At 29.1% G+C, this 14,816-nt stretch carries 14 protein-coding genes; 7 read left to right on the top strand and 7 right to left on the bottom strand.

Annotation, left to right across the window (positions count from 1 at the left end; genetic code table 11):
* Nucleotides 1–62 precede the first annotated feature (62 nt).
* From BTO18_RS14035 to BTO18_RS14020, 4 genes are all read right to left on the bottom strand, one after another.
* Nucleotides 63–917 carry a DUF3078 domain-containing protein gene (locus BTO18_RS14035; protein ID WP_105016826.1) on the bottom strand — a complete coding sequence of 285 codons (855 nt, stop codon included), beginning with the start codon at nucleotides 915–917 and terminating at the stop codon, nucleotides 63–65.
* 35 nt (nucleotides 918–952) lie between these two features.
* Nucleotides 953–1,462 (bottom strand): DUF2480 family protein, encoded by a 510-nt coding sequence (locus tag BTO18_RS14030; RefSeq protein ID WP_105017593.1) that lies wholly within the window; start codon nucleotides 1,460–1,462, stop codon nucleotides 953–955.
* A 110-nt stretch (nucleotides 1,463–1,572) separates the two neighbouring features.
* A complete protein-coding gene (locus tag BTO18_RS14025; RefSeq protein ID WP_105016825.1) occupies nucleotides 1,573–1,893 on the bottom strand; it encodes a DUF59 domain-containing protein in 321 nt (106 codons plus the stop codon).
* 11 nt (nucleotides 1,894–1,904) lie between these two features.
* A complete protein-coding gene (locus BTO18_RS14020; RefSeq protein WP_105016824.1) occupies nucleotides 1,905–2,330 on the bottom strand; it encodes a SufE family protein in 426 nt (141 codons plus the stop codon).
* A gap of 129 nt (nucleotides 2,331–2,459) precedes the next feature.
* Between BTO18_RS14020 and BTO18_RS14015 the strand changes: the two genes are divergently transcribed.
* From BTO18_RS14015 to BTO18_RS13985, 7 genes are all read left to right on the top strand, one after another.
* Nucleotides 2,460–3,386: a PfkB family carbohydrate kinase gene (locus BTO18_RS14015; RefSeq protein WP_105016823.1), complete on the top strand. Its 927-nt coding sequence runs from the start codon at nucleotides 2,460–2,462 to the stop codon at nucleotides 3,384–3,386.
* A 67-nt stretch (nucleotides 3,387–3,453) separates the two neighbouring features.
* Entirely contained in the window at nucleotides 3,454–5,352 is a 1,899-nt protein-coding gene (locus tag BTO18_RS14010; RefSeq protein WP_105016822.1) for an amidophosphoribosyltransferase, read from the top strand.
* A 139-nt stretch (nucleotides 5,353–5,491) separates the two neighbouring features.
* Complete coding sequence (locus BTO18_RS14005; protein WP_105016821.1) at nucleotides 5,492–7,414, top strand: ATP-binding protein; 1,923 nt, start codon at nucleotides 5,492–5,494, stop codon at nucleotides 7,412–7,414.
* Nucleotides 7,415–8,068 carry a response regulator gene (locus BTO18_RS14000; RefSeq protein WP_105016820.1) on the top strand — a complete coding sequence of 218 codons (654 nt, stop codon included), beginning with the start codon at nucleotides 7,415–7,417 and terminating at the stop codon, nucleotides 8,066–8,068. It begins immediately after the preceding gene.
* Between the two features lie 195 nt (nucleotides 8,069–8,263).
* Nucleotides 8,264–8,803 carry a hypothetical protein gene (locus BTO18_RS13995; RefSeq protein ID WP_105016819.1) on the top strand — a complete coding sequence of 180 codons (540 nt, stop codon included), beginning with the start codon at nucleotides 8,264–8,266 and terminating at the stop codon, nucleotides 8,801–8,803.
* Between the two features lie 78 nt (nucleotides 8,804–8,881).
* Nucleotides 8,882–11,704 carry an ELWxxDGT repeat protein gene (locus tag BTO18_RS13990; protein WP_105016818.1) on the top strand — a complete coding sequence of 941 codons (2,823 nt, stop codon included), beginning with the start codon at nucleotides 8,882–8,884 and terminating at the stop codon, nucleotides 11,702–11,704.
* A gap of 5 nt (nucleotides 11,705–11,709) precedes the next feature.
* Nucleotides 11,710–12,312 carry a hypothetical protein gene (locus BTO18_RS13985; RefSeq protein WP_105016817.1) on the top strand — a complete coding sequence of 201 codons (603 nt, stop codon included), beginning with the start codon at nucleotides 11,710–11,712 and terminating at the stop codon, nucleotides 12,310–12,312.
* Nucleotides 12,313–12,371: 59 nt separating this feature from the next.
* Here the strand turns inward: BTO18_RS13985 and BTO18_RS13980 are convergent, their stop codons facing one another.
* From BTO18_RS13980 to fbp, 3 genes are all read right to left on the bottom strand, one after another.
* Nucleotides 12,372–12,980, bottom strand: coding sequence for a superoxide dismutase (locus tag BTO18_RS13980; protein WP_105016816.1), 609 nt, complete (start codon nucleotides 12,978–12,980; stop codon nucleotides 12,372–12,374).
* Between the two features lie 110 nt (nucleotides 12,981–13,090).
* Nucleotides 13,091–13,627, bottom strand: a complete 537-nt coding sequence (locus BTO18_RS13975; RefSeq protein ID WP_105016815.1) for a hypothetical protein — start codon at nucleotides 13,625–13,627, stop codon at nucleotides 13,091–13,093.
* A gap of 3 nt (nucleotides 13,628–13,630) precedes the next feature.
* Nucleotides 13,631–14,641 (bottom strand): class 1 fructose-bisphosphatase, encoded by a 1,011-nt coding sequence (gene fbp / locus BTO18_RS13970; protein WP_105016814.1) that lies wholly within the window; start codon nucleotides 14,639–14,641, stop codon nucleotides 13,631–13,633.
* Nucleotides 14,642–14,816 lie beyond the last annotated feature (175 nt).

The raw sequence follows: 14,816 nt of genomic DNA, 5'->3' as shown, positions 1-14,816 counted from the left end.
TTAATTGATTTTTTTATTTCGACGTGCAAAAATACACTTTTATTGTTTAGACCAAAAAAAGATTAATAAGTCACTTTTTCATGAAAGGTATAATTTACTCCCAATCCAAAAAGTTGTCTAAATTGTATTCTTGACGAGGAATTATCATCTATAATAGTATGAAACGTGGTGTGCATTTTTATATACTTGTTTACTTTAAAGCGAATATTGGTTTGGTAATCTACATCAATATTACCAAGATTAGCTAAATAATCAGTATATAGATTTAAAATATTTTCCATTTCAATATTCTCCATCAAATTAAATTTGTAGTACCCAGAAAAGTTGAATCCAATACCAAAAGCGGTGTTTCTACCTTCTTCTACACCAAATTTACCTGAAAAAAAATCATTTACAAAAGTATATCTAGCATTTGCAGGTGCAATATTAAAATTTAAGTTGTCAGATTTTTTCCAAAGCATACCAGGACCAAAAGTTAAATATGCAGGTGATAAAAATTCGGATACTAAAACTCTTGGCTCTACTTTGTAATTATATCCTTTTGTGTATTGGGTTCTGAAATTTACAATAAATGATAAAAACCAATATTTAGTGGTTTTATAACCTAATAGAGAATTAATTTCAAGTCTATCATCTGTTTTTCTATATCCTTTATCTTCTATATAACTTAAACCGTAACTTGTAATTAATCTTGTATCCCAGTTAACATTGTTTTTTTTATAATTAAAATCATAATTAATATTAATGTTACCAGCAACAGTGTTTTCACCACCAGAAGCCCAATTAGAAAATGATGATTGATTAAAAATAAAAGCAAATCTTCCATTTATTTTCCATTTTGGAAGTGGTTCTTTCTTTTTCTGTGATTGTAAGCTAATTGCAAATAGAATGAAAAAGATGTAAAAAATTCTTTTCATAACAAAACTCTATTTATAATATATATCTAATAACATTATTTTTTTGACTTGTATAATGGTACAGTTGAGCAGGCCTCACCAAACATGATACTTTTAACAATAGGCTGTAATTTTTCTATTAAAAAAGCAAAAGCAGAGTTTGGGATAGGTTTATCTGCACAACCTTTTAAAATAACTGGCTTGTTGGTAAAGTCTTTAAAATCTAAAAATGAAATCAACTCTTGGTAAATTACAGTTTCTAATAATTCTAAATTACCAATAACAACTTTATTTGCGTAAGGTGTTAATTCTGATGCAACTAACATAAATGCCCAAGAAGGTATAATAGCATCAACAGAACAAGTTACTGCCACAAAATTATCTTTGTATTGAGACCAATCATGGTTTTTTACATGATTTCTAAAGTCAGTTTCTTTTAAAATCAATTCTTGAAACAACCAATCTTTAATATCAAATAAAACACGTTTTCCTTCAGGATATATTTCTTCTAAATCAAAGGTTTTTAGTTTGCTGTTTGCTACTCTGTTTATAATTTCTTCTGCCATTTTTTTATTTAGTATCAAAGTTGAGATTTCTCAATCGCTTAAAAAAGCTCATTTCGAAATGACAGTTGTTATTTTTTACTGAAAACAGCAACTGCCAACTGAAAACTTTTTTAAAGCATCCCTAATTCTAGTTTTGCTTCTTCACTCATCATATCTTGTGTCCAAGTTGGGTCAAAAGTAATTTCTACTTCACAATCATTTATTTGCTTTAGTGTTTTTACTTTGTCTTCAACTTCTACAGGTAACGTTTCTGCTACTGGACAGTTTGGAGAAGTTAAGGTCATTAATATTTTTGCATTGTTTTCATCAGAAACAAAAACATCATAAATTAAACCCAATTCGTAGATATCTACAGGAATTTCTGGATCATAGATGGTTTTTAAAACTCTTATAATTTTATCTCCAATCTCTTCTAATTCTTTATCTGTCATTTTTAAATGTCTTAATTTGTCATTCGAGTTTGCTGTGCAATTGCATACATTTTTATCTGTTTAACCATAGAAACTAATCCATTTGCTCTTGTTGGAGATAAATGTTCTTTTAACCCAATTTTATCTATAAAATTAGTTTCAGCAGTTAAAATATCTGCTGGTTTTTGATTTGAATATACACGCAATAAAAGAGCAACTATTCCCTTTGTTAAAATAGCATCACTGTCTGCTGTATAACTTATTTTATCTTCATTTAATTCTGAAAACAACCACACTTTAGATTGGCATCCTTTAATTAAATTTTCTTCTAGTTTATATTGCTCATCTATCATTGGCAAAGATTTACCCAATTCTATGATGTATTCATAACGTTCCATCCAATCATCAAACATAGAAAACTCGTCAATAATTTCTTCTTGTATTTCTTTGATAGTCATTTTTTAAACTTATTTTTGTGGCTTTGTATAAAACACCATTTTAACAAGTGGCAAAAATACGATAAAAGCAAGTAAATAGAGTTAATTAACTAACAAATTCCTTCCTTTTAGGAAGGTTAGAATAGTAAAATGAGTAAATTATTAGCAGTTGGTACAGTAGCTTTTGATGCAATTGAAACTCCTTTTGGAAAAACCGATAAAATTCTTGGTGGTTCTGGAACTTTTGTGGGTTTAGCAGCAAGTCAATTTGGAATAGATACAGGAGTTGTTTCTGTTGTTGGTGGAGATTTTCCTCAAGACTATTTAAATATGATGAACACCAAAGGCATCAACACAGATGGTATTGAAATTATTAAAGAAGGAAAAACTTTTTTCTGGAGTGGTAAATATCATAATGATATGAACTCTAGAGATACCTTAATTACTGAGTTGAATGTATTAGAAAATTTTAAGCCAGTTGTGCCAGAAGCTTTTAAAAATGCAGGTATTGTAATGTTAGGAAACTTACATCCTTTAGTGCAAGCATCTGTTTTAGATCAAATGACAGAAAGACCAAAGTTGGTAGTTTTAGACACAATGAATTTCTGGATGGATATTTCTCTAAACGAGTTGCATGATGTTTTAAAAAGAGTAGATGTAATTACGATTAATGATGAAGAAGCTCGTCAGCTTTCTGGTGAATATTCTTTGGTAAATGCTGCCAAAAAAATCCATACTATGGGACCCAAATATGTTGTAATTAAAAAAGGAGAACATGGAGCATTGTTATTTAATGATGGTAAAATGTTTTTTGCCCCAGCTTTACCTTTAGCAGAGGTTTTTGATCCAACAGGTGCAGGAGATACTTTTGCTGGAGGTTTCTGTGGCTATTTGGCAAAAACAGAAGATATCTCTTTTGAGAATATGAAAAATGCAATTATTTATGGTTCTAATTTAGCATCCTTTTGTGTAGAGAAATTTGGAACAGAACGAATGCAAGAGCTTACAAGTGATGAAGTGAAAAATCGCTTGCAAGCATTTAAAGAATTAACACAATTCGATATTGAATTATCATAACTAAAAATCCGCGCCTAAAAACGCGGATTTTTTTATACATTTTAAAAACAAAAACGATTATATACAAATGAGTGATGCTATTAAACACGAATGTGGAATTGCACTTGTTCGCTTAAAAAAACCACTACAATTTTATAAAGACAAATACGGTTCTGCTTTTTATGGAATAAATAAAATGTACTTGTTGATGGAAAAACAACACAATCGAGGACAAGATGGTGCTGGTTTTGCAAGTGTAAAGTTTAATGTTGAACCTGGCACACGTTATGTAAGTAGAATTCGTTCAAACCAATCGCAACCTATACAAGATATTTTTGCTCAAATTAATGAAAGAATAAATGGTGTTTTTGAGGTAAAACCAGAAAAAAAAGAAGATGTAAAATGGCAAGAAGAAAATATGCCCTACATTGGAAACTTATTTCTTGGGCATGTACGTTATGGAACTTTTGGGAAAAATAGTATAGAAAGTGTGCATCCTTTTTTGCGACAAAGTAACTGGAAACACAAAAATCTTATTGTAGCTGGTAATTTTAATATGACTAATTCTAACCAAATGCTACAAGAATTAGTTGAGCTAGGTCAGCATCCAAAAGAGTTTACAGATACTGTAACTGTAATGGAAAAAATTGGTCATTTTTTAGAAGATGAAGTTGCAAAACTCTACCAACAAGCCAAGAAAAAAGGATTCAATAAAAGAGATGCATCACCCTTTATTGAAGAAAATTTAAGCTTAAAAAAAATACTAAAAAGATCATCTAAAAATTGGGATGGTGGCTATGCAATGGCTGGTTTAGTAGGTCATGGAGATGCTTTTGTGTTAAGAGATCCTAATGGAATTAGACCTACATTTTTTTACGAAGATGACGAAGTTGTAGTTGTAGCTTCAGAAAGACCTGTAATTCAAACTGTATTTAATGTTACCATAGATAAAGTTAAAGAATTAAAAAGAGGGCATGCTCTAATCATTAAAAAAAGTGGAGCTGTTTCAATAAAAAAAGTAAATGAACCTCAAGAAAAAAAAGCATGCTCTTTTGAGCGTATTTATTTTTCTAGAGGAAGTGATGCTAGTATTTATGAAGAACGTAAAAATTTAGGGAAATATGTATTTCCTAAAATTTTAAAATCTATAAATTCTGATGTTTCAAATACTGTTTTTTCCTTTATTCCAAACACAGCTGAAACCTCTTTTTATGGAATGACAGAAGCTGCTGAAGATTTATTAAATCAACAAAAAACAGCAAAAATCCTTGCTGGAGGCACAAAATTATCAGCACAAAGAGTTACAGAAATTTTATCAGAAAGACCACGTTTTGAAAAAATAGCCATAAAAGATGCAAAATTAAGAACTTTTATAGCTGATGATAATTCACGAGACGATTTAGTAGAACACGTTTACGATATTACATATGGTGTTGTAAAACCTACAGATAATCTGGTAATTATAGATGATAGTATTGTACGCGGAACCACACTTAAAAAGAGTATAATCAGGATTTTAGATAGATTAAACCCTAAAAAAATAGTAGTAGTTTCTTCTGCCCCACAAATTAGATATCCAGATTGTTATGGAATTGATATGGCTAGAATTGAAGCTTTTATCGCTTTTAAAGCTGCTTTAGAATTATTAAAAGAAACAAATCAATATTATATTGTAGATGAGGTTTATAAAAAATGTAAAGCACAACAAACCAAAGATGATACTGAAATTGTAAACTACGTTAAAGACATTTACAGTCCGTTTACAGCAGAACAAATTTCTACTAAAATTGCGCAAATGTTAAAAACTGAAGATATAAAAGCTGATGTTGAAGTAATTTATCAATCTATAGAAGGTTTGCACAAAGCTTGCCCAGATAATTTAGGCGATTGGTATTTTACAGGAAACTATCCTACTCCTGGAGGAATGCGTGTGGTAAATAAAGCTTTTATCAATTTTTATGAAGGCAATAACGAAAGAGCATATTAATTTAAAAAACTAACATTTACTTTAAAAATAGACTTTTATATAAAAGTCTATTTTTTTATTGATTACTGATTATGAATTTATTAGCTTAAAATTTTTATAAAAAACTATTTTTTTTCATATTTGTTAAAACTACCTAACTATGAAAAAATTATTCTTCTTACTCTTATTTTTATTTGTAATTTCTACTAGCTTTTCTCAAAATAATAAAGAAAAGATATTAAATTTAAAAAGTCAATTACTTAAAACTGACGATGATTCTTTAAAAGCAAAAATTTATGGAGATTTAACCTGGTATTATAAAGAGTTTTCAATCGATTCTTCTCTAAAGTACGGAAATAAAGGACTAGACTTACTAAAAATAATAGATTTAAAACCACTGTTAGCTCAACAGTATAGTGATTTAGCTGGTGTTTATTTGATAAAAGGAGATACCAAGTTAAGTGAAGAGTACTATAAGAAAGCTTCTTCAATTCGTAAAGATTTGAAAGACACTTTAGGTGTGGCTAAAATTAATGCCAATTTAATGGCATTCTATATTAAATTTAATCAACCAGATTCTGCAATGATTTATGGGTTAAATGCTGTTAAAATTTTTGAACAAAAAGGAATTCTAAATTACTCAAACATCATTAAAAGTAATCTTGCTTCTTTAAACAAAGACTTAAGAAATTATCAAAAAGCATTAAACTATAATTTTGAAATATTAGATTATGCTTTAGAAATAAAAGATGAAAAACTTACTGGAAATCTATATAATAATATAGCTTCTATATATAGGTTACAAAAAAAATTTAAAAAATCTATACAATATTACAAACGTGCAATTGAGCTTACCAAAAAAAATGAAAACTTCAGAACATTAAGCATTGCTTTAAATGGTTTGGCTAGAATTTATTTTAAAAATAATGAGGTAAATAAAGCTATAGAAACTTCAAATGAAGCATTGAAATATAAATCATTTTTAAACTCTGAAGTAGAAATTGCAGGTCTAAATTATTTATTAGGAGAGCAGTATTTTGAACTATCTCAATTAAAAAAATCGAAGGCATATTTATTACGTGCACTACCCTATTTTGAGAAAAATATAGATAAACAAAAAGTAGCTGAAATTTACTATTTTTTATCAATCATTTACGGTGTACAAGGAAATAAGAAAAAAGCTATACAATATAAAGTTAAGAAAGATAGTCTGTCAGACTCCTATTTTAATGAAAAAAATAGTAAAGAATTGGTAGAGTTAGAAGTAAAATATCAAACAGAAAAAAAGGAAAATCAGCTATTACAAACCAGAACAGAAAAAGCAGAAACAGAGCTTTCTCTAGCAAAAACAAAGATTTGGGCTTATATTTTATTTGGAGGATTAGCAATATCAATAGTACTATTTTTCGCAATTTCTCAACGAAGAAAACGAAAAAACCAAGAAGCAATAGTTGCTGAAAAAGAGAAAGGTTTTAAAGCGATTATTGATGCCCAAGAAGAAGAACGTAATAAAATAGCTAGAGAATTACATGATGGAGTTGTACAACAAATTGGTAGTGTAATCTTAAAGTCGAGAAATTTATTTTCTAAACAAAATTTAACTGAAAATGAAGATACAAAAGAAGTTTTAGAAAGTTTAGAAAACTCGAACAAAGATTTAAGAAATATTTCGCATCAAATGATGCCAAGAGCATTAAAAGAGTTGGGTATTATACCTGCTTTAAATGATTTACTTGAAGGTAGTTTAAAGTTATCTAACATTACATACAGTTTAGAGCATTATAATATTGATGAACGCCTACCAGAAAAAATTGAAGTAACCATATATAGAATTACTCAAGAACTTATCAATAATATAATAAAACATAGCAAAGCAAGTGAAGTTAGTGTGCAATTATTTAATTCAAATAATACTGCCATTTTAATCGTAGAAGATAATGGTGTTGGTTTTTCATCCAAAGAGGATAAAAAAGGAATTGGCTTACTCAACATAACTAGTAGATTAGACATGGTAAATGGTAATGTTAATTTTGAACCAAGCCCTAAAAGTGGTACTTTAGTAACTATTAAAATTCCACTATAAATGCCTATTAAAATACTTATTGCTGATGACCATCCTTTAATAGCAGAAGGTATAAAAAATACTTTTCAAAATCAGATAGATTTTAAAGTGGTTGCAATTGTCGAAAACGGAAAAGCAGTTTTAGAATATTTAGAACAACATTCAGTAGATGTTGTTTTACTTGATATTAACATGCCAATTATGGATGGTATAGAATGTGCAACACACATTACAAGAAATTATAATGACGTAAACGTTGCAATGTTATCTATGCATCAAGAATCGTCAATTATTAAAAAATTAATAGAAATCGGTGTAAAAGGCTATATGCTAAAAACCATACCTTCAGATGAGTTGCTACTTGCTGTAAAAAAAATAAATAGCGGTAAAGAGTATTTTAATGCAGATGTTACAAAAGCTTTACTTTCTGATGATAAACCAAATACTTTACGTCAGTTCTCGAAAAAATCACCTTTATTAGATGATTTAACTACAAGAGAAAAAGAAATTATAAAATACCTTTCTCAAGGGTTTACCAATACTCAAATAGGAGAAAAACTATTCATTAGTCCAAGAACTGTTGATACTCATAGAACAAATATTATGCGTAAAATTGATGTTCATAATGTAGCTTCTTTAATACGTTTTGCTTTTCAAAACGGACTTACTTCTTAAAATTACGGTAAAACCCGTAGTTGATTACGTAAATTACTCTATTTACATTGCCTCTTTTCAAAACTACTTTTGGAGTGTTAATTCATCACATCCTAAAAAAATAGAAAATATTTTACAAACAGTATCTCTTTCACATTTGTTTTTAGGATGAATTAACAAAAGAAAGGATACTGTTTTTTTATAAAAATAACAACCATGAAAAAAGTAGTTCTAGTAATGCTATTAGTAGCTCCAATGTTAGCTGTAGCACAAATTAAAGGTAAAAACTCTAAAGATCCTTACACTTCTAAAAAAGGAAAAGAGTATAAAAAAGGAGATGTCATAAAATTAGCAACTCCTAGTAATGATGAAAAATATGCTTTTGTATATAAATTCAAATCTAGTTTGTCTTTTGGTAATATAATGAAGACAGTTAAAAATGTAAACGACGTTGCTAACTTAAATGTAAAAAGTACAGAAGGCATAAAAAATGCCATTAATACAACAAAAAATTTAGCCAATAATGAATTGATTGACAGTTCAATTGCCTCACTTCAAAACAAAGTAGTATCAGAAAAATACATCACTGAAAATGCATTTGATAAAAAATATTCTGGTAAAGGATATACAATTAAAAATTTCAAAATTTTTGAAGATAAAGAAACAGGTACAAAAATAGTACATGCAATTGCAAAAGGTAAAGGTGGGAAAATTGCCATATTAATAGATGCAGCTGAAGAAAAAGGCGAAATCTAAAATCAATCTCTTGATTTGGTTTTGAAGTGTAAAAGCTTCAGAATCAAATCTTTTTAATTCATCCTAAAAATAGAAATTATGAAAAAATTATTACTAATTCTATCTATAATTACATCTTTAAATAATTATGCACAAGCAACTCTTGTAAAAGATATTAATCTTGGAAACGGCTCTAGTAACCCAAGTGCAAAAATTGTTTTTAAAAATGAAGTTTACTTTGCTGCAAATAATGGCATAAATGGCACAGAGCTTTGGAAAACAGATGGTACTGAAGCAGGTACTGTTCTTGTAAAAGATATATATGCAGGTATAGAAACAGGTATAAAAAACTTTAAAGCTTTAGCCACTACAGATTTTCTATACTTTTTTGCAGTAGAAGACAGCAAACAATACTTATACAAAACTGATGGTACAGCAACAGGAACTGAAAAGGTAAAAGAATTTTCATCGGTCAATGAAATGTATGATGAAATAAATGGTAAAATCATTTTTTCTGCTGAAAATTCACTCTGGGCTTCAGATGGTACAGCAGCAGGAACTGAAAAAATAGCAACATATACCATATTTGGTGCAGATAGATTTGTTAAAAACGGAAATGAAATTTATTTTTCTGCAGAAGCTTCATCTTCGATAGGAAAAGAATTATACAAAACTGATGGCACAGTAGCTGGAACAGTTTTGGTGAAAAATATTAGATCTGGTTCATCAGATTCATTCCCAAATCAATTTACTGTATTAAATGGAGTAGTATATTTTTCTGCTAATAATGGTTCTTCTGGTACAGAATTATGGACAACAGATGGTACTAGTTCAGGTACAATAATGGTAAAAGATATTAACCCTGGTTCTGGTAGTACTTTTGCTTACAACAGTAGTTTAAAAAATTTGAATAACGAGCTTTTTTTTATCTACGATAATGGTTTATGGAAATCTGATGGTACAGATGCTGGAACATTAGCTGTAAAAGGAGATTTAGGAATTATAAAAACACTTTTTATTGTAAATAATAGTGTTTTAGTTATCGCTTATAATGCTACAACACAAAAACAAGTTATTTGGGTTTCTGATGGCACAGAAGCAGGTACCACAAATTTTAACCCAAATTATAGAGAATTTGCTCATAATAGTGAATACGGAATAGTTGGTAATAACTTGTATTTTCAAGGAAATACAGTTACAGAAGGTTATGAACTATGGAAAACAGATGGTACAGAGGCTGGCACATTTTTGGTAAAAGATGTTCATCCACAAGGTGATGATAACAATATAGAAAACATTGTAGATTTAAATGGAAAAGCTGTTTTTACAGGTTCTGATGGTAATTGGTTAGGCAAAGAACTTTGGATTTCTGATGGTACAGAAACTGGCACGTATATGCTAAAAGACATCAACAAACTTGGTAATAATTCATCTTCTCCTTCTAATCATTTTCAGTTTGGAACCAAAATTTTATTTTCTGCAGATAATGGAGAATATGGAAGAGAACCTTGGGTTTTAGAAAATGGAACTGCAACACTTTTAAAAGACATCAATGTTGGTGCACTATATAGCAACCCATCTAACTTTATAGAACTTAATGGGCTAGTATATTTTTATGCAACATCAGCAGAAAAAGGAAAAGAATTATGGAAAACAGATGGTACTGAAGCAGGAACTGTTTTGGTAAAAGATATTAATCCAAATGCTGGGAGTGGAATATCTTCAAACTATTTAATTACCTTAAATGGTAAATTATATTTCTATGCTTATGATGCTGTAAATGGTTCTGAATTGTGGGAGAGTGATGGTACAGAAACAGGTACAGTTTTAGTAAAAGATATAAATACTGGAGCTGCAAGTAGTATAAGAAGTGGAGAGTTATATGTTTTTAAAAGTAAAATTTATTTTAATGCTACAGACAGTAGTAATGATTATGAATTATGGTCTTCTGATGGAACTGAAGCTGGTACAAGTTTGTTTTATGAAGCCAATTCCTCTTCTAGTGGAAGCCCAGATAATTTTATTGAATTTAAAGATGGTTTACACTTTAGAGCAAATTCTTCATCAGGAAGTAGAATGTTTAGAACTGATGGAACTAATACCTTTTCTGTAACAGATAAAGGATATAACAATATGACTGTATCAGGTGAGTATCTATATTTTGTATCTACTTATAGCAATGGAGGAGAACTTTGGGCAACCCAAAGTGGAGTTTCACCTTACCAAGTAAAAGATATTAGACCAGGTTCTGGAGGAAGTAAAGGAAGTTTTCCTTCACTTTTAACAGATCATAAAGGAGTGCTGTATTTTGTTGCAAATGATGGTACAAATGGAACAGAACTTTGGAAATCTGATGGAACAAATTCTGGAACTGTTTTAGTAAAAAATATTGGTTCTGGAAGTGATAGTGCCTACATGACACAACTTATAAGTTTTGGAGATAAATTAGTTTTCGGTTCTGGAGAGTCTAGTAGTTCTCAAGAGGTTTGGGTATCTGATGGCACAGAGAATGGTACAAAAATTCTACAAGAAATAAATCCATCTACAGAACAATTTAACAGTGGTAGCAGACCTCAAAGCTTTTTCGTAAGCAATAATATTTTATACTTTTCTGCAAATAACGGTACAGTTGGTAATGAATTATTTATGCTAGAAGAAGCTGCATTATCAACAAATAATCAAACTTTAAGTGAATTGGTAGAAGTTATTATTTATCCGAATCCAACATTAGATATCTTAAATATTAAAGTTGATAATAAACAAATACAAGCAATAAGTATATTTAATTTATTAGGCAAAGAAGTTTTAAAATTAAAAAATATAGATAAAGAAATTAATATCTCACAACTTTCTAAAGGAATGTATATTCTTCAAATAAAAACAGATAAGAACACTTTTATTAAAAAAATCATTAAAAATTAATCATTATGAAAAATTTAAAATTTTTACCATTTATTACTTTGATAACCCTATTATTAATTTCTTGTGAAAGTAATAATTCAACAGAAGAAATGATGGATGATCCATCAAATATAATTGCCAAGAATAGTTTATCAACAGATACAAGCTCAGGCAATTTAAACTATTATTCATTTACATCATACTCGCTTTCTAATGGTATTGTTTATGACTTTGTTATCGCAGAAAAAAAACCAACTGCACAGAGTACAAATTTAGGAACTTATGTAAGATTGTTTATTAAAGAATTGCCAACACAAAACAAATCATTTGTGCATAGACCGGATGCAGATTTTAATATAGAAAATGATGAATATTTTTTCAACAATGCAAGAATAGGAGATTCAGGCAGTCAAGAATGGTATAGCCCATTTATAAATTCTAGACCAACTTCAGATTTAAAAGTTACTATTGAAAACGGAGTTGCTACTTTTACAAGTGTAGATGCTGAATTGTCAGATAATTTTGTTAGTCCTATAAGCTCAACTAAAAAGTTTACTGTAAGTTTTTCTATAAATTTAAGTGAATTAACAGGAGCATCTGTAACTACTTTTACTGATTTAGCTAATTAAAACAATAATAAAAAAAGCATCCAGTAGGATGCTTTTTTTATTATTCAGTTTACAAAAACTTATTTTGCTTCAGCATAACGTCTTTCAACTTCATTCCAGTTAATTACTTTAAAGAAAGCATCGATATAATCTGGTCTTCTATTTTGGTAGTTTAAATAATATGCATGTTCCCAAACATCTAATCCTAAAATAGGTGTACCTCCACAAGTAACACCTGGCATTAATGGATTATCTTGGTTTGGTGTAGAACAAACCTCTACTTTACCTCCTGGATGAACACATAACCAAGCCCAACCTGAACCAAATTGAGTTGCAGCAGCTTTAGAAAAAGCATCAATAAAAGCATCTTTAGAACCAAATTCAGCTTCGATAGCATCTTTTAAATCACCTGATAAATAACCTCTGTCATTTGGGTTCATCACTGTCCAAAATAAAGAGTGATTGTAAAAACCACCACCATTATTTCTTACAGCACCATTGCTCATATCTAAATTAGCTAAAATATCTTCAATAGATTTTCCTTCTAAATCAGTACCTGCAATTGCAGCATTTAATTTTGTGGTATATCCATTATGATGTTTTCCATGGTGTATTTCCATAGTTTTAGCATCAATATGTGGCACTAAAGCATCGTGTGCATATCCTAATTCTGGTAATTCAAAAGCCATAATTTTATTTTTTAAAGTTTACATTAATTTTTGTTTAACAAATTTAAAGATTAATTAAGCGTTTTACAACATATTAGCGTTTTGTTAACTTATGAAACCATAGGCAAAAATTATCTATCGATTTTTAAATATTCTTTAAAAAAGGTAACATACCATTTTAAGTCATTTTTTAGATATTGTTCAGTATCTTCTATCTGAAAAATTAAATGATTTTTATTTTTATTATCCAAAATAAATAATCTGCCTTCATATTCATCTTTTTCCTCAAAAATATCAAAGTATATCTGTTCAATGTTTTGATTACTCAAGGTAATTTTATCAATTTTTAATTGATGATTATGTAAGATTTTTGTTTTTCGATTAGATTTATTTCTAACAACCATTTTCTTTAAATGAAATAACGCAGTTCCTAGAAAGAAAAGAATTCCAAAAATTATTTTAATAAAATTATTTCGAACCAGATTAACATCTAAAAGCAACATATAAACTAAAACAAGCCCACCAAATACTGGTAGAAGAATTAGTCCAAAAAAAGTTACAAAGTCAAATTTAGATTTACCAATTATAGTTTTTTGTCCTTCTTTAGAAAAAGAAATTTTATTTCTTTTAAGTTTTGCAAATAGTAATCTTAAAGTTTTTTCTTCCAAAATTTATTCCCCAAAAGTTTGCATAAACTCTGTTACTTTTTTTACCATATTTTTACTTCCACAAACAAAAGGTACACGTTCATGCAATTCAGTTGGCTCAATTTCCATAATTCTTTTAGTTCCATCTGTAGCCAAACCACCAGCTTGTTCTGCTAAAAAAGCCATTGGACTACATTCATAAAGCAAACGTAATTTTCCTTTCGGATTTTTAGACCCTTTAGGATACATATAAATGCCACCTTTAATCATATTTCTATGGAAGTCAGAAACTAAAGAACCTATATATCTACTTGTATATGGTCTGTCTCCTTCTTCTGCTTGGCAGTATTTTATATACATTTTAATTCCTGCAGGGAAATCTAAATAATTCCCTTCATTTACAGAGTAAATATTTCCATTCTCTGGAAATTTCATATTTGGATGCGATAAATACCAACTACCTAAAGCTGGGTTCATCGTAAAACCATTTACACCATTTCCTGTTGTATAAACCAACATTGTAGATGTCCCGTAAACAATATAACCAGCAGCTACTTGCTTATCTCCAGATTGTAAAAAATCTTTCAATTCTACTGGAGTTCCCACAGGTGTAACTCTCCTAAAAATAGAAAAAATTGTACCAACAGAAACATTTACATCAATATTAGAAGAACCATCTAAAGGATCCATTAATATTACATATTTATTCTGATGTTTATTGTCTTGACTATTAATAATAATAAAATCGTCCTCTTCTTCACTTGCAATACCGCAAACAATATTTCTGTTGGTTATGGTTTTAATAAATACATCGTTGGCATAAACATCAAGTTTTTGTTGGTCTTCTCCTTGTATGTTCGTGTCTCCAGCAGCTCCTGTAATATCAACTAAACCAGCTTTATTTACTTCGTGATTTACAACTTTACCTGCTAATCTAATAGAGTTTAATAATCTTGATAATTCTCCAGAAGAATATTTAAAATCATTTTGGTTTTCGATAATAAATTCGCCTAGAGTTTGATTTTTTCCTGCCATTTTTTAGGTTGATTAATATTTATGGCAACAAATATCTAATTTTTTTAACAAATCATTATCCTTTAATATCGGTTTTATAACAACTAATCGTAAAATTTGTTTTAATTTTTAAACAAATCAAAAATAAGTGTTGAAAATATCCAAATATTTCTAGTCGATTACGAATCAACTATCT

This window comes from Polaribacter porphyrae (assembly GCF_002954685.1).
Classification (GTDB): domain Bacteria; phylum Bacteroidota; class Bacteroidia; order Flavobacteriales; family Flavobacteriaceae; genus Polaribacter; species Polaribacter porphyrae.
This window is presented reverse-complemented; position numbering and strand designations above follow the sequence as displayed.